Below are 19861 nucleotides of genomic sequence, written 5' to 3' on the forward strand. Positions count from 1 at the left end.
TCGCTCAGAGGAGAGGGCAGGGGCGGGCCGGGCGGTTCGGCGCGGGCCATGGTGGCGGCAAGAAGCACGGCAGGCCAGACAAGACGGTGCATCGCTATCGCTCCTCGACCCCGATCAAGGCGGTGCCGGTGCCGGGGGACAGGCGCAGCACCTGATCCGCCGGAAACCGGCTCCAGCCGGAGACCGCGCCGCCCGGCCAGATCACCCGCAGATCGACCGCCTCGGCCCCGCCCAGCCCGAAATGCAGCGGCCCCGCCTTGCCCGAGGCATGGCCGCCGCCCAAGGTCAGTTCCTGTGTCAGAACCCGTCCGTCGGGCAGGCGCACCTCGACAAAGGCGCCGAGGGCGCGGCGGTTCGCCCCCGGCTGGCGCAGATCGACCGCCAGCCAGTGCCCGGTGGCCGTGGTCGCATTCTGCCAGACCTCCAGCGGCGCCCGACGGTTCACCACGACAATATCCAGCCGCCCGTCCTGGTTCAGATCAGCCAGCGCCGCGCCGCGCGCGCGTTCGGTCGTGCCCACGCCCGCGCTGCCGCCGGTTTCGACAAAGCTGCCATCGGCTTGCTGCATCAGCAGGTTGTTGGGGTCGTGCATTGCATTCGACGGCATCTGTTCGACGTTGCCCTTGGCGATGAACAGATCGTCGCGCCCGTCATTGTCGATATCGCCAAATTCGGCGTGCCACCCGGTCGAGGGCCGTCCGTCATCGCCGGTGTAGGGGGTCGTTGCATAGGTGCCCAGGGAATAGGGCGCGTTCACCATTTGCCCGCGCCCCAGATTCAGTTGCAAGAGCTGATCCCCCATCGAGGTCAGCATCACCTCGGGCAGGCCATCGCCGGTGATGTCGCGGCTGGCGATCCCCATGCCCCAAAGCCGCAGCCTGGGCCAGCCCTCGGCCTCGGTATATTCAGCCAGTGGTGACAGGTGCCACATCTGTTCATGTCCGTTGCGGACATAATATTGCCGATCGTTGGAAATGCGCAGGTCCGCCACCCCCACGCGCTGCCAGTCGGAAAACAGCATCGACAGTGCGCAAAACCCCGGCTCCAGCGGTCGCGGCGGGCCAAAGGCGTGCCCGGCCGGGCGGATCAGAGTGTTGCGGTCGCAGGCATCGAACGGGCCATCGGGGCGGGTCCGATCCACATAATTGCCAAAGGCGAGCGTCGGCCAGTCGTGCCCGGCCTCGAAGGTTGCGGAAAAGGCGGTGGTCCATTCCGCGCCGCCGTCAAACCTCCATGCCGCGGGCGCGGTGGAAAATCGGCAGTTGCCATCCCCGCGCAACAGCACATTCGCCCCGTCGCGCAGCACGATCAGGTCCAGCTTGTCGTCGCCGTCCACATCCAGCGGATAGGCCCCGGTCACGCCAACCAGCGCCGCGATCCCGGCCTGTGCAAAGCGGATGTCGCCGCCGGGGTCGGATCGGTTGACGAACAGCCGCGATGCGGCGGTGCCACCGGCGGCGTAAATGTCGGGGCGCCCGTCGTCGTTGCAATCCATCACCGCAAGGCCGCCGCCGACGTAATGGGTCCAGCCGCCTTCGTAGCTTTGCCGAACCGGCAGCGCGCTGCCGCGGTCCACAAACACCACCTCGGCCCGCGTGGGCGCGGCCGCCGCAGCACCGATCAGGGCAAGGATCGGCCAGAGACGGGTCGGGGAACGGTGGCAGGGCAAAGCGGCTCTCCGGCAGGGGCCGCAGCGCCCGTGTCGGGCGAGCGGTCCCCCGGTGATACCAAAACGCCGGGCTTATCGTCTATCGGCTTGATCCGGCGCGGCGCTTCAGGCGTTGAACAGAAAGTGCAGCACGTCGCCATCCTGCACGATGTAGCTTTTGCCCTCGACGCGGAACTTGCCGGCCTCGCGCGCGCCCGCCTCGCCGTTGCCGGCGATGTAATCGTCATAGGCGATGGTTTCGGCGCGAATAAAGCCGCGTTCGAAATCGCCGTGAATCACGCCTGCGGCCTGCGGGGCAGGGGTGCCCTTGCGGATCGTCCAGGCGCGGGCCTCTTTCGGGCCGACGGTGAAATAGGTCTGCAACCCCAGCAGGTCGTGACCCGCGCGGATCAGCCGGTCAAGGCCCGCTTCCTCCAGCCCCATCTCGGTCAGGAACATCTCGGCCTCGTCCTCGGGCAACTGGCTGATTTCCTCCTCGATCCGGGCCGAGATCACCACCATGCCCGCGCCCTGTGCGCGCGCCATTTCGGCCACCCGCGCCGATTGGCTGTTGCCGGTGGCCGCCGCAGCCTCCTCGACGTTGCAGACGTAAAGCACGGGCTTGGCGGTCAGCAGTTGCAGCATGGCCCATTGCTTGCGGTCGTCTTCGGACACCGGCACGGTGCGCGCGGGGCGGCCCGCCTCCAGCACGGCCAGCGCGGCCTTCAGCAGGCGTTCCTGATCGACCGCGTCCTTGTCGCCGCCCTTGATCTTGCGCGCCAGCCCCGCCAGCCGCTTTTCGATCGATTCCATGTCGGCGATCATCAGTTCGGTTTCGATGGTCTCGGCATCTGCGACCGGGTCAACCCGGCCTTCCACATGGGTGATGTCGCCATCCTCAAAGCAGCGCAGCACATGGGCGATGGCATCGACTTCACGGATGTTGGCCAGAAACTGGTTGCCCAACCCCTCGCCCTTGGAGGCGCCCTTCACCAGCCCGGCGATATCGACAAAGGTCATCCGGGTCGGGATGATGGTTTTTGACCCTGCAATCGCGGCCAGCTTTTCCAGCCGCGGGTCGGGCACGGCCACCTCGCCCACGTTCGGTTCGATCGTGCAGAAGGGGAAGTTTGCCGCCTGCGCCGCGGCGGTGCGCGTCAGCGCGTTGAAAAGCGTCGATTTGCCCACATTCGGCAGCCCGACGATACCCATGCGAAAGCCCATGACCCGTTCCCCTTGGTTGTTGCGGCGCATCTAGGGGGCGCGCGGGGGGCAGGTCAAGCGATGCCGGGCCGCGCGGCGCCTTTGCGGCATTGATTTTCCGCGCCCCATCGCGCAAACCCGGTGACGATCAAGGGCAGGGGCAGGGCATGACCAGAATCGACGACACCTTCGCGCGGCTGCGGGCCGAGGGCAAAAAGGCCTTCGTAGCCTATATCATGGCGGGCGACCCCGATCTGGAAACCTCGCTTGCGGTGATGCGGGGGCTGCCCGCAGCGGGCGTGGACATCATCGAACTGGGGATGCCCTTCACCGACCCCATGGCTGATGGACTGACGATCCAGCTGGCGGGTCAGCGCGCGCTGGACGGTGGCCAGACCCTGCAAAAGACGCTGGATATGGTGGCCGAATTCCGCAAGGGCGATGCCACGACGCCGGTGGTGATGATGGGCTATTACAACCCGATCTATTCGCGCGGCGTGGACCGGTTTCTGGCAGATGCCAAGGCCGCGGGCATCGACGGGCTGATCGTGGTCGATCTGCCGCCCGAGGAAGACGTGGAGCTATGCATTCCCGCGCAGGCGGCGGGGATCAACTTCATTCGCCTGGCCACCCCCACGACCGACAACAAACGCCTGCCCAAGGTGATGCAGAACACCTCGGGCTTTGTCTATTACGTCTCGATCACCGGCATCACCGGCGCCGCCGCTGCCGAGGCCGCCGATGTCGGCCCCGAAGTGGCGCGGATCAAGGCCGCCACCGATCTGCCGGTGATCGTGGGCTTTGGCATCACCACGCCCGAGGCCGCCGAACGTATCGCGGGCGTGGCCGACGGCTGTGTTGTCGGATCGGCCATCGTCAAGCTGGTGGGCGAGGGGCGCCCGGTGGCCGAGGTGTTGGCCCGTGTGGCCGAACTTGCGGCAGGCGCGCACCGCGCCTGACCCGCTTTTGACCGGGGCTGACAGGGGGCTGACCGCGCCAGGACTTTCAGTCGAAAATTCCTGGCGCCCGCCTCAGCCCAGCGTCACATCAAGGAACATCATCAGGATCAGCCCGAACAACAGCCCCGTGGTGGCCCGGTTCTGGTGCCCGTTGCGGTGGGTTTCGGGCAGGATTTCATGGCTGATGATATACAGCATCGCCCCCGCCGCAAAGGTCAGCCCCCAGGGCAGAAGCCCCGATGACAACGAAATCGCCGCTGCGCCCAGGAAGGCGCCCACCGGCTCGATCATCCCGGTTGCCAGCGTCACCAGAAAGGCGCGGCGGCGCGAATAGCCCTGACCCACCAGGGCCACCGCCACCGCCAGCCCCTCGGGCATGTCCTGAAGCGAGATCCCGGTCATCACCGACAGCCCGTTCGACATGTCGCCCGCGCCAAAGGCCACCCCGATCGACAGGCCCTCGGGAAAGTTGTGGATCGCTATGGCGGTCACGAACAGCCAGATCCGCGCCAGCGCCTTGGTGTCGGCTCCCTCGCGCCCGGTCAGAAAATGCTCATGCGGCAGCGTCGCATTCAGCCAGGCCACGAACCCCGCCCCCAGCGCGATACCGCAACCCGCGATCAGCGCGGCCAGCGGCAGCGAGCCATAAAGCCCCTCGGCCGCATCAATCCCCGGCAGGATCAGCGAGAAATACGAGGCCGACAGCATCACCCCCGCAGCAAAGCCCAGCATCGTGTCGGCCGTCCGCTGGGTCATGTCGCGCCCGATCAGCGCGGGCACCGCCCCCAGCGCGGTTGCCAGCGCCGCCACCAGCCCGCCCAGCGTTGCAATGGCTACGGTGTCCATGATCGTTTCGTCTCCCGTGGTTTCCGCGCCGCAGAAAACACGGTTGCCTTGGCTATTGCAAGCCCGTGTCCGTGCCCGTGCTTTGCCCAAAGATTGCGCAAGCCCCCGCGGAGCGGTAATCACATGTGATCGCGACAGCCCGGCCAGGAGACAGCCATGCCCGTCATCACCACGATCGCCGATCTCAAACGTCTGCACCGCCGACGCGCGCCCAAGATGTTTTACGATTACGCCGAAAGCGGCAGCTACACCGAACAGACTTTCGCCGAGAACACCTCGGATTTTGCGCAGATCCGGCTGCGACAGAAGGTGGCGGTGGACATGTCGGGCCGCTCGATCGCGGGCGAGATGATCGGCGAAAAGGTGGCGATGCCGGTGGCGCTGGCGCCGGTCGGGCTGACCGGCATGCAATGCGCCGATGGCGAGATCAAGGCCGCCCGCGCCGCTGAACGCTTCGGGGTGCCGTTCACGCTCTCGACCATGTCGATCTGCTCGGTCGAGGATGTGGCGGCGCATACGACAAAGCCGTTCTGGTTCCAGCTCTATGTGATGCGCGACGAGGATTTCGTCGACAGCATGCTGGCGCGGGCAAAAGCGGCGGGCTGTTCGGCGCTGGTGCTGACGCTCGATCTGCAAATTCTCGGCCAGCGCCACAAGGATGTGAAAAACGGCCTGTCGGCCCCGCCCAAACTCACGCTTCCCACGCTGATGAACCTCGCCACCAAATGGGCCTGGGGGCTGGAGATGCTGGGCACGAAGCGGCGCAGCTTTGGCAATATCGTGGGCCATGCCAAGGGCGTCAGCGACATGAGCGCGCTGAACGTCTGGACATCGGAACAGTTCGACCCGCAACTGGACTGGTCCAAAATCGCCCGCATCCGCGACCAATGGGGCGGCAAGCTGATCCTCAAGGGCATTCTCGATGCCGAAGACGCCCGCATGGCCGCCGATTTCGGCGCTGATGCCATCATCGTGTCGAATCATGGCGGTCGGCAACTGGATGGCGCGCTATCCTCGATCCGCATGTTGCCCGAGATCGTCGCCGCCGTAGGCGACCGGATCGAGGTGCATATGGATGGCGGGATCCGCACCGGGCAGGACGTGCTCAAGGCGCTCGCGCTGGGCGCGAAGGGCACCTATATCGGACGCGCCTACATCAACGGCCTGGGCGCGATGGGCGAGGCCGGCGTGACCCGCGCGCTCGAGATCATCGCACGCGAGTTGGACGTGACCATGGCGCTTTGCGGCGAGCGCGACTTGAAAAATCTGCGGCGCGAAAACCTGCTGATCCCCAAGGGCTTTTTTGACGCTTACGCGTGATCCCTTCATCTTGGTCCAAATATCCCCGCCGGAGGCTCCCACGTTTGGGCCGGGAGCCTCCGGCGGGGATATTTTTGCCAAGATGAAGGGGCGGGTCGCGCTTAGCGGCGGGCTGCAAAAAAGGATTTCAGCAGCCGCTCGGCTTCACCGGCGGCGATGTCGTCATAGATTTCAGGCACATGATGGCACTGGGAGTGGGTGAAGATACGCGGCCCCTGCGCCACGCCGCCTGATTTCGGATCGGTTGCGCCATAATACAGCCGGGCGATGCGGGCGTTGGCGATGGCGGCGGCGCACATCGCACAGGGTTCCAGTGTGACATAGAGATCATGCCCCGGCAGCCGTTCGCTGCCCGCTGCGGCGCAGGCTGCGCGCAGCGCGAGGATTTCGGCATGCGCCGTCGGGTCGTTCAGTTCCCGTGTGCGGTTGCCCGCGCGGGCCACCACGCGGCCCTCGGGGTTGACCACGACGGCGCCCACCGGCACCTCTCCGCGCAAGCCCGCGGCGCGGGCTTCGTCCAGCGCGGTGTCCATATGGCTGCGAAATCCGCTCATGCGCTTTCATCGCGCGATCGGGGCGGCTTGCGCAAGATGCTTTCCCTTTGCGATGCTTGGCGCTAGAGAGACGCCTTCGCCGCCCAAGCTGGAGCATTCATCATGGCATCCGATCCGCACCCCCTGCAACGCCCCGAGGCCGAGCGTATCGCCAAGGTGATGGCCCGTTCCGGCATCTGTTCGCGCCGGGACGCCGAAAAGATGATCCTTGCGGGCCGCGTCGCGATGAATGGCGTGGCGGTGACCAGCCCGGCGCTGGATGTGGGGCCGGGTGACAAGGTCACGCTGGATGGCAAGCCCATCGACGCGCCGCAGGAAACACGGCTGTGGCTTTATTACAAGCCGCTGGGCCTTGTGACCTCGGAAAAGGACGAAAAGGGCCGCCAGACCGTGTTCGATACCCTGCCCGAGGGAATGCCGCGGGTGATGAGCGTGGGGCGGCTTGACCTCAACTCCGAAGGGTTGTTGCTGCTGACCAATGACGGCGGGCTGAAGCGGCGGCTGGAGCTGCCGGAAACCGGCTGGTTGCGCAAATATCGGGTGCGGGTGAACGGTCGGCCTGACAATACCACCTTCGACCCTTTGCGCCGCGGCATCACCATTGACGGTGAGGATTTCCAGCCGATGGAGATTGTGCTGGATCGTCAGCAGGGCGCCAACGCCTGGCTGACCGTGGGCATCCGCGAGGGTCGCAACCGCGAGATCCGCCGCGCGATGGAAGAGATCAAGCTGGCGGTCAACCGGCTGATCCGGGTCAGCTATGGCCCGTTCCGGCTGAACGAGATGCAGCCGGGGGACGTGGTCGAGGTCAAGCGCAAGGTGCTGCGCGATCAGTTGGGCGAGCGGCTTTTGACCGGGAACGAGGATGCCGAGGAGCGCAGGCCCCGCCGCGACGACGCGCCGAAGTCGTTTGGCGACCGAAAGCCTTTTGGCAAGCCGCGCGAGGAGGGCGACCGCAAGCCCTATGGCGACCGGCCCCGGCGCGACGACGCCCCGAAATCGTTTGGCGACCGCAAGCCTTTTGGCAAGCCGCGCGAGGAGGGCGACCGCAAGCCCTATGGCGACCGGCCCCGTCGTGACGACGCGCCGAAATCGTTTGGCGACCGCAAGCCTTTTGGCAAGCCGCGCGAGGAGGGCGACCGCAAGCCCTATGGCGACCGGCCCCGTCGTGACGACGCGCCGAAGTCGTTTGGCGACCGAAAGCCTTTTGGCAAGCCGCGGGAGGACGGGGCCACCTCTGAGGCCGGACGCAAGCCGCGCTGGGGCGCCGACAAGGCGCGCGGCGCCGAGGGGCGTGCCGAGATGGGCGCGCCTGCCGGGCGTGGGGCAGGGGGTAAACCGCAGGGGGGCAAGGCTGCGGCTTTCAAATCGCATGGTCCGAGGGCCGAGGGGCGGTCGTCGGGCTACAAATCTCATGGGGATGCCGCAGTCGGGGATCGGCCGCAGCGGGACCGTGCTGCGGGTGGTCCGGCGGGCGAGCGTGGTGCCCGGCCTGGTGCGGCCCCTTCTGGCGCACGCCCGCAGGGTAAGCCGGGCGGGTTCAAATCGGCCGGGTTCAAGTCGCACGGTGGCTCTGGGAAGTCGGCGGGGTTCAAATCGCATGGTGACCGGCCCGGCGGTAAACCGGGCGGTGGCAAGCCGGGGGCTGGTTCTGGTGCCCGCCCGCCGCGCAACCGGGGCTGAGCCGCGCCGGGGCATCGCTGCAGTGCCCGCCATGATGCCGATCCTGAGGCCAAGCCTCTGGCAGAGCGACGGGGGAATGCCTATACTCTGAACGCGGGGGCAGTCTGGCCCTTGCCGATGGGGGCGCCATGTCTCGTAACGCAATGCAGCGGATCGCGTTTTTTCTTCTGCTGGCACTTGTTCTGTCGGTCAGCATGACCGGGGGGGTATGATGGCCGAGCGGTTTGGCGGCAGGTTCAGCCCCGGTTCCGGCCCGTTGCCGGGGGCGCCCGTAACGCGTGCGCCTGCACCCGCGAAGCCGCCGCGCCACCGGCTGGAGGGGCGGCCGTTCTGGCTGGTGCTGTGCGGTGCGCCGTTGCTGTTCACCGGCTTTGGCGATGGCCCGGCGCAACTGGCCACCGATCTGGCAGCCTTTGCAGCGATTGCGCTGTCGGCCTGGATGACCCGCGAAGGGCTGCGTGCCGAGGCTGCCTATGACGCGCGCCGCACCGCCCGGCGCCCCGCTATCCCGCGCAAGGCGCTGGGCGCCGGTCTGCTGGCGCTGGGCGTGGGGCTTGCCGCCTATCCGCCGGAAAACGGGCTGGTGGGAACGGTCATTCTGGCCGCGCTGGCGGCGGCGCTCAATCTGCTGGCCTTTGGACTGGACCCGACCCGCAACAAGGGAATGGAGGGGATCGACCCGTTCCAGCAGGACCGCGTTGCCCGCGTGATCGACGAGGCCGAGCGCCATCTGGCCGCAATGAAAGACGCCATCACCCGCACCAATGACCGCAGGCTTTTGGCGCGGGTGGACATGTTCGCCGCCACCGCGCGCGAATTGTTCCATGCTGTCGAAACCGACCCGCGCGATCTGACCGCGGCGCGGCGCTATCTGGGCGTCTATCTGATGGGCGCGCGCGACGCGACGGCGAAATTCGCCGATCACTGGGCTGCCACGCGCGATGCGTCGGCGCGCAGCGATTACGAGGCCTTGTTAAGCGATCTGGAGGCCAATTTCACCGCCCGGACCCAAAGCCTGATCGACGGCGGGCGCGATGATCTGGAGGTTGAAATCGAAGTGCTGCGTGACCGGCTTGCCCGCGAAGGGGTGGTGGCGCGCGAGATTGTGGACCAGACCGGCAAATGACCGGTGCGAACGAGTGAAAGGGACGTGACATGACCGAGACTGTCCGCGAACAGGCCGCCCGTGCGCTGGCCGAAGTGGAAGCCGTAACCGCCGTGGTGCTGCCCGAACCGGGCCGCGAGGTGGTGGCGCTTGCCGCGGCGCCTGCGCCGCTCGCCGCCGAAATCCGCAGCCGGATTGCCGAACTCGACATGACCGACACCGGCTCGATCGTGGGGTTCGGGTCGCGTGCGCAGGGCGAATTGCAGACGATCAGTCAGGCGATGCTGGCCGATGTCAAAAACAAGGACGCCGGACCCGCGGGCGACAGCCTTCGCAAGATCGTGACCACGATTCGCGGGTTTTCGGTGTCGGAGCTGGACGTGCGGCGCGAGCGGACCTGGTGGGACCGGCTTCTGGGCCGTGCCGCGCCCTTCGCGAATTTCATCGCCAAATTCGAAAACGTGCAGGGCCAGATCGACGTGATCACCGACGATCTGCTGGGCCATGAACACAAGCTGTTGAAAGACATCAAGTCTTTGGACATGCTGTATGAAAAGACCTTGGCCTTCTATGACGAACTGGCGCTGTATATCGCGGCGGGCGAGGAAAAGCTGCGCGATCTGGACACCGTCACGATCCCGGCCAAGGAGGCGGCGGTGAAGGCCGCGCCCGAAACTGCGCAGATCATGCAGGCGCAGGAATTGCGCGATCTGCGCTCGGCCCGCGACGATCTGGAACGGCGCGTTTATGACCTGAAGCTGACGCGGCAGGTCACCATGCAGGCCTTGCCCTCGATCCGGCTTGTGCAGGAAAACGACAAGTCGCTGGTCACCAAGATCAATTCAACCCTGATGAACACCGTGCCGCTGTGGGAAACCCAACTGGCACAGGCGGTGACGATCCAGCGGTCGTCCGAGGCGGCCAAGGCGGTGCGCGCGGCTTCGGACCTGACCAACGAATTGCTGACCGCGAACGCCAAGAACCTGCGCGAGGCCAACCAGATCGTCCGCGAGGAGATGGAGCGCGGCGTGTTCGACATCGCCGCGGTGAAGGCGGCCAATGCCGAACTGATCGCCACCATCGAGGACAGCCTGCGCATCGCCGACGAAGGCAAGGCGCGCCGCGCCGCTGCCGAGGTGGAACTGAAGAAGATGGAGACCGAGTTGCGCGACACGCTGGCCGCGGCCAGTGCGCGCGCCGTTGGGGGTGCCGTCTGAGTGATGGGCGTGCCCCGCGCCCCGCGGTTGTGGCCCGGCCCCGTCCGAGGGCTTGCGGCGCTGGCCTGCGCGGCGGCGCTGGCGGGTTGTGTGGGAACGGCGACCGGACCGGGGGCGGTGCGACCCGTTCCCGCCCCGCCGCCCGCTGACCCCGCCCTCCCGGCGCCCGGCCCCGAAAGCGTGGCGATGCGGGGCTATTTTGCCAATGTCGCGCAGATGTTGCAGGGGCAGGGCCTGCTGCGGCAGGACACGGCCCCGCGCGATGCGCCCTTTACGGCGCGGCAATTGACCGAAAACTTCATCCGCATCGCGCTTTATGATGAATATGCGCGTGAGGGCGGGTCGATTGTGGCACGTCAAAGCGCCTCGCGGCTGCGCCGCTGGGCCGAGCCGGTGCGGATGAATGTGGAATTTGGCGCCTCGGTGCCTCAGGCGCAGCGCCGCGCCGACAGCGCCAGGATCGGCGGCTATGCCGGGCAACTGGCTCGTGCGACCGGGCACCCTGTCATGGTGTCGGACCGGGCGCCGAATTTCACTGTCATGGTGCTGAACGAGGGCGAGCGGCGCGGCATCGGCCCGCGGCTGGCGACGCTGGTGCCGGGCATCGACGCGGGCGCGCTGCGCGCCGTAGCCGACCTGTCGCCCGCCACCTTCTGCATCGTCTTTGCCTTTTCCGAGCCGTCCTCGGCGACCTATACCCGCGCGGTGGCGGTGATCCGGGGCGAGCACCCCGATATCCTGCGGCTGTCGTGCATTCACGAGGAACTGGCCCAAGGCATGGGGCTGGCCAATGACAGCCCCGCCGCACGCCCCTCGATCTTTAATGACGACGAAGAATTCGCACTGCTGACACGTCATGACGAGATGCTGCTGCGCATCCTTTACGACCCGCGCCTGCGCCCCGGCATGACCGAGGCCGAGGCGCGCCCGATCGTTGAAACCATCGCCGCCGAATTGATGGGCGGGGAAAGCTGAACCCAAGGGAGGCCAGGCATGGGCATTCTGGATTTTCTGACTGGCGAATTCATCGACGTGATCCACTGGGTCGATGATACGCGCGACACCATGGTCTGGCGGTTTGAACGCGAGGGGCATGCGATCAAATACGGCGCCAAGCTGACCGTGCGCGAGGGGCAGGCGGCGGTGTTCGTGCATGAGGGGCAACTGGCCGATGTGTTCGGGCCGGGGCTTTACATGCTGGAAACCAACAACATGCCGGTGCTGACCACGCTTCAGCACTGGGACCACGGGTTCCGCAGCCCCTTCAAGTCCGAAATCTATTTCGTCAACACCACCCGCTTCAACGATCTGAAATGGGGCACCAAGAACCCGGTGATCACCCGTGACCCCGAATTTGGCCCGATCCGGCTGCGCGCCTATGGCACCTATTCGATGCGCGTCTCCGACCCCGGCCGTTTCATGGCCGAGATCGTCGGCACAGATGGCGAATTCACCGCCGACGAGATCAGCTTTCAGATCCGCAACATCATCGTGCAGGAATTTTCGCGAGTGATCGCAACCTCGGGGATTCCGGTGCTGGACATGGCCGCGAATACCGCCGATCTGGCCAGGCTGGTGGTCAAGGCGATCGAGCCGGCGGTGGCGGCCTACGGCCTGTCGCTGCCGGAATTCTACATCGAGAACATCTCGCTGCCGGAAGAGGTGGAAAAGGTTCTGGACCGGCGCACCTCGGCCGGGATCGTGGGCGATCTGGGCCGTTACACCCAGTTCGCCGCCGCCGAGGCGCTGGCCAACCCGGCGGCTGCGGGCGGCGCGATGGGCGCCGCGATGGGCGCGGGAATGGGCATGGCGATGGGCGCGCAGATGGCGGGTGCGCCCGCGGGCGTGGCCGGGCCCTGGGGCGCCGCCCCGACGGCTCCCGCCGCTGTCATGTCGCCCCCGCCGCCGATGGTCGAGACGGTCTGGCACATTGCCGAGAATGGCGCGACCAAGGGGCCGTTCGGGCGCGGCCATCTGGGGCGGATGGTGGCCGAGGGCACCTTTGCCCGCGATACGCTGGTCTGGGCGCCGGGCTTTGCCGGCTGGACGCCCGCCGAAGAGGTGCCCGAACTGGCCCGCCTGTTCACCGTCGCCCCGCCGCCCCCCCCGGTCAGCGGGGGCTGAGATGCCGCCAAGGCCGGAAGAATTCCACTACCCCTGCGAGGCTTGCGGGGCAGATCTTCGGTTTGCGCCGGGGCAAAGCCAACTGGTCTGTGACCATTGCGGCCATGCGCAGGCGATCCCGGCGGCGACCGGGCGGGGCCGGGCCGGGGGCCTGCACGAGCTGGATCTGGAACGGGCGCTGGCACGGGCGCTGCCGCTGTCTGACACCGAAGATATCCGCAGCACGACCTGCCCCAATTGCGGTGCGCTGATCGAGGTGACGGGGGCTGAACATGCCCATGAATGCCCGTTCTGCGCCACCCCTGTGGTGCTCGATACCGGCACCCAGCGGCTGATCAAGCCGCAGGGTCTGGTGCCCTTTGCCCTCACCGAGCCCGAGGCGCGGGCGGCGCTGGGGGCCTGGCTGGGGCGGCTGTGGTTTGCGCCGAACGGCCTGCTGGATTATTCGCGGCGCGGGCGCCGGATGACTGGTGTCTATTCGCCGTTCTGGACCTTTGATGCCGCCACACGGTCGGCCTATCAGGGGCAGCGTGGGGATGCCTATTACGAGACGCAGTCGGTGATGGTGCGGGTGGATGGCCGGATGGAGCGGCGCCAGCAGCAGGTGCGCAAAATCCGCTGGAGCCGCGCCTCGGGCCGGGTGGCGCGGGCGTTTGACGATGTGCTGGTCTTGGCCTCGCGCGCGCTGCCGCGGCGCTATACCGATGCGTTGCAGCCGTGGGATCTGTCGGCGCTGGTGCCTTATCGGCCCGATTACCTTGCGGGCTTTACCGCCGAGGGCTACACGGTCGAACTGCCCGAGGCGCATGGCCAGGCGCGCGAGATCATGGCGAATGTGATCGCCACCGACGTGCGCCGCGCCATCGGCGGCGACGAGCAGCGCATCGAACGGATCGAGACCCAGCACAGCGCCGAGACCTGCAAGCATATCCTGCTGCCGATCTGGACCGCGGCCTATCGCTATGGCGGCAAGAGCTATCGCTTTGTGGTCAACGGCCAGACCGGCAAGGTGCAGGGCGAGCGGCCGTGGTCGGCGGTCAAGATCGCCATCGCGGTGGTGCTGGCGGCGGCCCTGATCGGGCTGGGAATCTGGCTGGGCGAGCAGGGGCGGTGAGGGCGCAAGGGGGGCTGTCTGCCCCCCTCCGGTCCTGCGGCCCGTTCACCCCCCGAGGATATTTCGACCAAGATGAAAGGAGGTCAGACCGTGTCGAGGTAAAGCTCGGTCTGTTCGGCATCCGACAGTTCGGCCATGTAGTGCAGTTCCTGCCGCTTGGTCATCAGGAAGTTCTCGATGATTTCGGGCGGAAAGATGCGTGCGACATGGGGGCAGGTGGCGAACGTGTCGATCGCCCCCTCCCATGTGGCGGGCAGTTGCGGCAGGCCCTGTTCATAGGCGTTGCCGATGATCGGCGCGGGGGCGGGCAGGGCATCCTCGATCCCGTTCAGGGCGGCGCCGAGGATCGCGGCGATCATCAGATAGGGGTTCACGTCGCCGCCCGCCACGCGATGTTCGATCCGCCGGGCGACGGGGCCCGACGAGGGGATGCGCAGCGCCGCGGTGCGGTTTTCATAGGCCCAGCCGATGCCGGTGGGGGCGTGGGCATGGGGCACCAGCCGGTCATAGCTGTTTTCATGTGGCGCGAAGATCAGGGTGGAGCCGGGCAGCGCGGCAAGGCAGCCTGCCACCGCATGGCGCAGCCGGTCGGAGCCTTCGGGGCTGCCATCGTTGAAGATGTTGTTGCCCTGCGCATCGAGAATTGAAAAATGCGTGTGCATCCCGTTGCCGGACCAGATGTCATAGGGTTTGGCCATGAACGAGGCGGCAAAGCCGTGCCGCCGCGCCAATCCCTTGACCAGCATCTTGAACAGCCATGTATCATCGGCCGCCCGCAGCGCATCGGACTGATGCACGAGGTTGATTTCAAACTGTCCCGGCCCCGCCTCGGAGATCGCGGTATCGGCGGGGATATCCATGCTTTCGCAGGCCTCGTAGAGCGCGGTGAAGAAACCGTCAAAGGCGTCAAGCGCGCGCAGCGACAGGATTTCGCCCCCGGTGCGGCGTTTGCCCGAGCGGGGCGAAGGCGGCACGCGCAGCTTGGTGCCCGAATCGTCGATCAGGAAAAACTCCAGTTCGGTCGCCACAACCGGGGTCAGCCCCGCGGCCTTGTAGCGGCCCACGACGCGCGCCAACGCCTGCCGCGGATCGCCCTCATAGGGGCGCCCGTCCATGTGGAACATCCAGATCGGCAGCAACGCGGTGGGGGCCTCCAGCCAGGGCATCGGCATGAAGCCGCGTTCGGTGGGCATCAACAGCCCGTCGCAATCGCCGGTTTCAAAGACCAGCGGGCTGTCTTCGATATCCTCGCCCCAGATGTCGAGGTTCATCACCGAAAACGGAAAGCGGGTGCCCTCGCTGAACACCTTGCTTGCAAAACGGGCGGGGATGCGTTTTCCCCGCGCCACCCCGTTCAGGTCCGCCGCCGCAACGCGGATCGTGCGCACCTCGGGGTGCTCTCTCAGCCAGTCCATGTCCTCACCTGATGATTTGCGGCCTGACCCGGAGGCGGGGGCGCATAGACCCCGGCAGATGACGGTTCAGGCGGCGGTTGACCCATCCGAAGATCACGATCAGCACCAAGGTCAGGGCGATGAAGTAGCCTGCGACGATCGGATAGGGAATGAAGGGGTTGAAGGTCTTGTCTGCAAAATATTTCGCGTAATAGAGCGCGTCGCCCTGCTGTCGAAGGGCCGGAAACCCCGAAAAGAACACCAGCGTCGTGGCGTGGAACAGAAAGATCGCCTCGTTGGTATAGGACGGCCAGGCCAGCCGAAGCATCGTGGGCCACAGGATGCGGCGGAATTTCTGCCAGCCGGTCAGGCCATAGGCATCGGCGGCCTCGATATCGCCCTTGGGCACCGCCATCAGCGCGCCATGAAAGATTTCGGCTGAATAGGCGGCGGTGTTCAGGAAAAGCACGATCAGCGCCCCCGCCCAGGCCTTTGTCAGCCACGAGGTGGCAACCGTCAGCCCAAAGATATCTATCCCCGTGCGCGGCAGCAGAACCAGCATTTCATAGGCCAGAAAGAACTGGATGAACAGCGGCGAGCCGCGGAACAGGAAGATGAACCAATCCGCCGGGCGGCGCAGCCAGGCCAGGTGCGAGGCTTTGGCCAGCGCCAGCGCATTGGCAAAGAAAAACCCTGCCGCCAGCGCCAGCACGCCGAAATAGACGTTCCAGATCAGGCCTGAACCGATCAGCGTGAATTGCTGGCACAGGGTGAAATCGGATTTCGGCAACAGCCGTTCGCCAATGCCGATGGACCGCAGACCATAATCGAGGATCGTCTGGGTGCAGCTCATGCCGCGGCCTTTCGCATCGCTTCGCCCGCCATCGTGGCCTGCCCGCGCGCCAGCCGCGCGGTCAGACGGCCCAGCACCGCCTCGGAAATCTTGGTCATGCCGAGATAGAACAGCAGCAGGGCGAGAAAATACCACAGCCGCCAGTCGGGATGCGGGTAAGAATAGGCCTGTGTCTTGGCCGAGCCCAGTTCGCGCGCCCAGTAGACCACATCCTCGACCCCCAGCAGGAACAGCAGCGGCGTGGCCTTGATCAGGATCATCCACAGGTTCGACAGGCCGGGCAGCGCAAAGATCCACATCTGCGGGATCAGGATGCGCCGCGTCACCTGCCGGGGCGTCATGCCATAAGCCTCGGCGGTTTCCAGTTGCGCGCGCGGCACTGCCTGCATCGCGCCCGCCAGCACATTGGCAGCAAAGGCGCCGAACACCACCGCGAATGCCAGCACCGCCAGTGCAAAGCCATAGACCTCATGCCAGATCTGCGGCGAGGTTGACAGCGGCAGCTTGGCCGCCTGACAGACCACGAAATCGGACCCTTGCCGCACCGGCTCGGTCCAGTCGGGGCATTTGACGCGGTGGCGGACATATTCAAACCCCTGATCCAGCGCGATCGGCACGAACAGGAAAAAGATGATGTCAGGCACCCCGCGCACCATCGCGGTGTAGGCCCGCCCGATTACGCGGACCGGCCACAGCCGCGCCCGCGCCGCCAGCGCGCCCATGAAGCCGAACCCCAGCGCCACCGGCGCGGTCACCGCCAGCAGCAACAGCACCGTGCCGAACGAGGCATAAAACAGCAGGTGCTTGCCCGTGCTCAGGTAGCACAAGAGCCAGCCAAGGCCCGATAGCGCAGAGGGATCGGCGCAGGCATCCATCATTCGGGTCGCTCCTCAGGCCGTTCGTGGCGCGCCCCCCACGGGCGAGAGCACCCCGCCCCAGACGACGGGGCGGGGCAGAACGGAACCGGCCGATCAGTAGGTCTTGGCCTCGGGGCCGAACCATTTGGTGATCAGGGTGTTGATCGTGCCATCGGCCTTCATCTCGGTGATGACGGCATCGAACTTGGCGCGCAATTCCTTGTCGCTTTCGCGCAGACCCATACCCACGCCGCCGCCCAGCGACACCGGCTCACCGGCCCAGACAAGTGCGCCGCCCGACTCGTTCACCGATGCAGCCAGCGCATCCAGATCGGCAAAGACCGCATCGGCCTCGCCGCTCTTCACCGCGGCCAGCGTATCGTCCAGCGTGGCAAACTCGGCCAGAGTGGCGCCGCTTTCGGCAACGTAATCGGCCTGGATCGTGCCCGTTTGCGCGGCGATCACGCCCTTCAGGTCGGCATCAGCCGTCAGCGCGGCATAGGCGCTGTCGGCGGGCGGGATGTAGTTCTGGGTAAAGTCGATCACCTGATCGCGTTCCTCGGTGATGCTCATGCCCGCAATGATCGTGTCATAGTTGCCCGACACGAGGTTCGGGATGATCGAATCCCAGTCGTTGGTGACCCATTCGCAGGTCAGCCCCGCGCGCTTGCACAATTCGTCGCCCAGTTCGCGCTCATAGCCGTCAACCTCACCCTTGTCGTTGATGAAGTTGTAGGGAGGGTAGGCGCCTTCGGTGCCCATGCGCACGGTGTCGGCCAGGGCAAAGCCCGCGCTCAGCGCCAGTGCCGCGGTGGTCAGGATCAGGGTTTTCATCAGAATACTCCCAGTTGCGTCGTTATTCTTTCTATGCGGTGGCATCACGCTGGCATCGTCGCCGCCAGAAAGCCCTTCAGACGTTCGGTCTGCGGCGCACCAAACAGGCGCTCGGGGGGGCCTTCTTCCTCGATCCGGCCTTGGTGCAAGAACACCACATGATCAGAGACATCGGCCGCCAGCCGCATGTCATGGGTGACCAGGATCATGGTGCGATGCTCGGTGGCCAGATCCTTGATGACCTTGACCACCTCTTGCTGCAATTCCGGGTCCAGCGCCGAGGTCGGCTCGTCAAACAGAAGTGCCTTGGGCTCCATGCACAGCGCGCGCGCAATGGCGGCGCGCTGCTGTTGGCCGCCCGACAGTTGCGCAGGCCAGGCGTCGGCCTTGTCACCGATGCCGACCTTGGCCAGCAGCGCGCGGGCGCGCGGCTCCACCTCGGTCGCGGGCTGGCCCAGAACGGTGACGGGAGCCTCCATCACGTTTTGCAGGATGGTCATGTGAGACCACAGGTTGAACTGTTGGAACACCATCGCAAGATTGGTGCGAAAGCGGATCACCTGCGCCCGGTCCGAGGGATGGCGCCGCGCGCCCTCACCCGTCCAGCGCACCGCCTCGCCTTCAAACAGCACATCGCCGGACTGGCTGTCCTCCAGCAGGTTGCAGCAGCGCAGCAGGGTGGACTTGCCCGACCCGGACGACCCGATCAGGCTGACGACCTGCCCGCGCCGGGCCGCGATCGAGACGCCTTTCAGCACCTGAAGCGGACCATAGCTCTTGTGCAGGTCGCGGATTTCGAGAACGGGCGGGATCGCGGTCAATTTCGGCTTCTGTTCTTGTTCATCGACGCATTGGGCGCGATTCTGGCGCCGAATGCAACGGTCTCGTGTCAGGTGACGCAGGGGCGCAGGGCCGTTGCCCGGCAATTGGGCAGGGCACGGACCCTCAGCCCAGCCGCGCCACGACCCGCTGACGCGCCAGTGCCGAATCGCGGTCGTTGATGCCCAGCAGGTTCGCCACCAGCCGGATCAGCGCCTCTTCATGCGCCTCGCGCTGACCATCGGCCAAGGCCACCTCCCACAAGGCCTCGATCACGCCCGCGCGGTCTTCATGGGTGACCGTATCCTTCAGCGCGCGGGTAAAGCGGACGGTGTCGGGGGCCTCGGCCTCCACCGCCTCGGCCTCGGTGCGCAGGGCCGAGGCCGAGGCGCCGCTGATCCCGCCGCGGGCGACCAGAACCCGGTCGATCCGCAGCTTTTCCAAGGCGTCATAGGCGCCATCGGCGCGCGCCAGACGCACCAGCAGCGCCGCCAGCGCCAGTTCGGCATCGGGGGCGGTCAGGGGGGCGGGGGCAGGGGAAAACAATCGGGTCAGAAGCGCTTTCATCATGGCTCCGAAACAGGTCAGGGGCAGGCGGCGGGAACGGCGGTTAACCCGCCCAGCCTTCGACAATGCACAGATCGGCCAGACTGACCGGCAGCCGCAGGGCCTTGGCGGCCTGATATTCAGGGCTGTGGTAGCAGTCATGCGCCGCGGCAATGCTGGGGAATTCGATCACCACGGCGCGCGGGCGCAGGCTGCCCTCGACCACATCCTGCGCGCCGCCGCGCACCAGAAACCGCGCGCCATATTTCGCAAATGCCACGGCATTGGTCTGCCGGTAGGCCTCATAAGCCTGTGGGTCATTCACCGTTACGTGGCCGATCCAGTAGCCTTTTTGGGAATGTTCGTACATTGCATCACCTCCTCAAATTACCCTGCGGCGCGGGACCGCGAACCGCAAGCCCCTACGCCCGGTGCCCCGCCTACGGCGCCTGCGGAAGCCTCCGGCGGGGATATTTTAACCAAGCTGAAAGGGGAATCACGCATGCTGAACGGGCGGTACAGGCGGGGATGCCGATGACCGCCCAAGGTGAAAGCACCCCGTCTCCGCAGCTAACCCCTTGCGGGGCGCGGCCCGAGGCGGGGTGCGGCCCTTGCCCCTTCATCTTGGCTCAAATATCCCCGCCGGAGGCTTCCGCCGACCCCGGCTGGCGACCGGTCGGGCGTTAACAGGCCGCTGAAGAAGTCTCTGGTCCGGAACGGTTTCCCGCTTGGACGAGGAGCGCCCTTCAGCGTGGGCGGTATTGCCGCAGCAGGCATGCGTGGCC

The 19861-nt window shown here is 66.3% G+C and carries 19 protein-coding genes; 8 read left to right on the forward strand and 11 right to left on the reverse strand.

What is annotated here, in order from left to right; all coding sequences use genetic code 11:
* Positions 1–94: 94 nt before the first annotated feature.
* Both C5F46_RS13760 and ychF read right to left on the reverse strand, forming a co-directional pair.
* Positions 95–1669, reverse strand: coding sequence for a CRTAC1 family protein (locus tag C5F46_RS13760; protein WP_107325915.1), 1575 nt, complete (start codon positions 1667–1669; stop codon positions 95–97).
* A gap of 105 nt (positions 1670–1774) precedes the next feature.
* A complete protein-coding gene (ychF, locus tag C5F46_RS13765) occupies positions 1775–2872 on the reverse strand; it encodes a redox-regulated ATPase YchF (RefSeq protein WP_107325931.1) in 1098 nt (365 codons plus the stop codon).
* A 146-nt stretch (positions 2873–3018) separates the two neighbouring features.
* Here ychF and trpA point away from each other — a divergent pair, with 146 nt between their 5' ends.
* Entirely contained in the window at positions 3019–3810 is a 792-nt protein-coding gene (gene trpA / locus C5F46_RS13770; RefSeq protein WP_107325932.1) for a tryptophan synthase subunit alpha, read from the forward strand.
* Between the two features lie 72 nt (positions 3811–3882).
* Here the strand turns inward: trpA and C5F46_RS13775 are convergent, their stop codons facing one another.
* A complete protein-coding gene (locus C5F46_RS13775; protein ID WP_107325916.1) occupies positions 3883–4656 on the reverse strand; it encodes a ZIP family metal transporter in 774 nt (257 codons plus the stop codon).
* A gap of 156 nt (positions 4657–4812) precedes the next feature.
* On the opposite strand from C5F46_RS13775, the gene C5F46_RS13780 reads away from it, so the two are divergent.
* Positions 4813–5976, forward strand: coding sequence for an alpha-hydroxy acid oxidase (locus C5F46_RS13780; RefSeq protein ID WP_107325917.1), 1164 nt, complete (start codon positions 4813–4815; stop codon positions 5974–5976).
* A 101-nt stretch (positions 5977–6077) separates the two neighbouring features.
* On the opposite strand, the gene C5F46_RS13785 is transcribed toward C5F46_RS13780, so the two are convergent.
* A complete protein-coding gene (locus C5F46_RS13785; protein WP_107325918.1) occupies positions 6078–6530 on the reverse strand; it encodes a nucleoside deaminase in 453 nt (150 codons plus the stop codon).
* Positions 6531–6632: 102 nt separating this feature from the next.
* Between C5F46_RS13785 and C5F46_RS13790 the strand changes: the two genes are divergently transcribed.
* The 6 genes from C5F46_RS13790 (at position 6633) to C5F46_RS13815 (ending at position 13773) form a co-directional block, all read left to right on the forward strand.
* Positions 6633–8213 (forward strand): pseudouridine synthase, encoded by a 1581-nt coding sequence (locus tag C5F46_RS13790; protein ID WP_107325919.1) that lies wholly within the window; start codon positions 6633–6635, stop codon positions 8211–8213.
* 211 nt (positions 8214–8424) lie between these two features.
* A complete protein-coding gene (locus C5F46_RS13795; RefSeq protein ID WP_107325933.1) occupies positions 8425–9339 on the forward strand; it encodes a 5-bromo-4-chloroindolyl phosphate hydrolysis family protein in 915 nt (304 codons plus the stop codon).
* Positions 9340–9368: 29 nt separating this feature from the next.
* Complete coding sequence (locus C5F46_RS13800) at positions 9369–10535, forward strand: toxic anion resistance protein (RefSeq protein ID WP_107325920.1); 1167 nt, start codon at positions 9369–9371, stop codon at positions 10533–10535.
* Between the two features lie 3 nt (positions 10536–10538).
* Positions 10539–11510, forward strand: a complete 972-nt coding sequence (locus tag C5F46_RS13805) for a DUF2927 domain-containing protein (protein WP_107325921.1) — start codon at positions 10539–10541, stop codon at positions 11508–11510.
* 18 nt (positions 11511–11528) lie between these two features.
* Positions 11529–12659 (forward strand): SPFH domain-containing protein, encoded by a 1131-nt coding sequence (locus C5F46_RS13810; RefSeq protein WP_107325922.1) that lies wholly within the window; start codon positions 11529–11531, stop codon positions 12657–12659.
* A 1-nt stretch (position 12660) separates the two neighbouring features.
* Entirely contained in the window at positions 12661–13773 is a 1113-nt protein-coding gene (locus tag C5F46_RS13815) for a TFIIB-type zinc ribbon-containing protein (RefSeq protein ID WP_107325923.1), read from the forward strand.
* A gap of 83 nt (positions 13774–13856) precedes the next feature.
* On the opposite strand, the gene C5F46_RS13820 is transcribed toward C5F46_RS13815, so the two are convergent.
* The 7 genes from C5F46_RS13820 to C5F46_RS13850 all read right to left on the reverse strand — a co-directional run bounded on the left by C5F46_RS13820 (position 13857) and on the right by C5F46_RS13850 (position 19446).
* Positions 13857–15188, reverse strand: a complete 1332-nt coding sequence (locus tag C5F46_RS13820) for a glutamine synthetase family protein (protein ID WP_107325924.1) — start codon at positions 15186–15188, stop codon at positions 13857–13859.
* Positions 15189–15192: 4 nt separating this feature from the next.
* Positions 15193–16020 (reverse strand): ABC transporter permease, encoded by an 828-nt coding sequence (locus C5F46_RS13825; RefSeq protein WP_107325925.1) that lies wholly within the window; start codon positions 16018–16020, stop codon positions 15193–15195.
* The gene (locus C5F46_RS13830; RefSeq protein ID WP_107325926.1) at positions 16017–16898 is read right to left on the reverse strand and encodes an ABC transporter permease; all 882 of its coding nucleotides are present in this window, start codon (positions 16896–16898) and stop codon (positions 16017–16019) included. Before C5F46_RS13830 ends, C5F46_RS13825 begins: the two co-directional genes overlap by 4 nt.
* A gap of 93 nt (positions 16899–16991) precedes the next feature.
* Complete coding sequence (locus C5F46_RS13835; protein WP_107325927.1) at positions 16992–17711, reverse strand: transporter substrate-binding domain-containing protein; 720 nt, start codon at positions 17709–17711, stop codon at positions 16992–16994.
* A gap of 44 nt (positions 17712–17755) precedes the next feature.
* Positions 17756–18532 (reverse strand): ABC transporter ATP-binding protein, encoded by a 777-nt coding sequence (locus C5F46_RS13840; protein WP_107325928.1) that lies wholly within the window; start codon positions 18530–18532, stop codon positions 17756–17758.
* A gap of 124 nt (positions 18533–18656) precedes the next feature.
* Positions 18657–19100 carry a tellurite resistance TerB family protein gene (locus tag C5F46_RS13845; RefSeq protein WP_107325929.1) on the reverse strand — a complete coding sequence of 148 codons (444 nt, stop codon included), beginning with the start codon at positions 19098–19100 and terminating at the stop codon, positions 18657–18659.
* Positions 19101–19140: 40 nt separating this feature from the next.
* Positions 19141–19446 carry a DUF1330 domain-containing protein gene (locus C5F46_RS13850; RefSeq protein ID WP_107325930.1) on the reverse strand — a complete coding sequence of 102 codons (306 nt, stop codon included), beginning with the start codon at positions 19444–19446 and terminating at the stop codon, positions 19141–19143.
* Between the last annotated feature and the right edge of the window lie 415 nt (positions 19447–19861).

Origin of the sequence: Phaeovulum veldkampii DSM 11550 (genome assembly GCF_003034995.1) — a bacterium.
GTDB lineage: Bacteria > Pseudomonadota > Alphaproteobacteria > Rhodobacterales > Rhodobacteraceae > Phaeovulum > Phaeovulum veldkampii.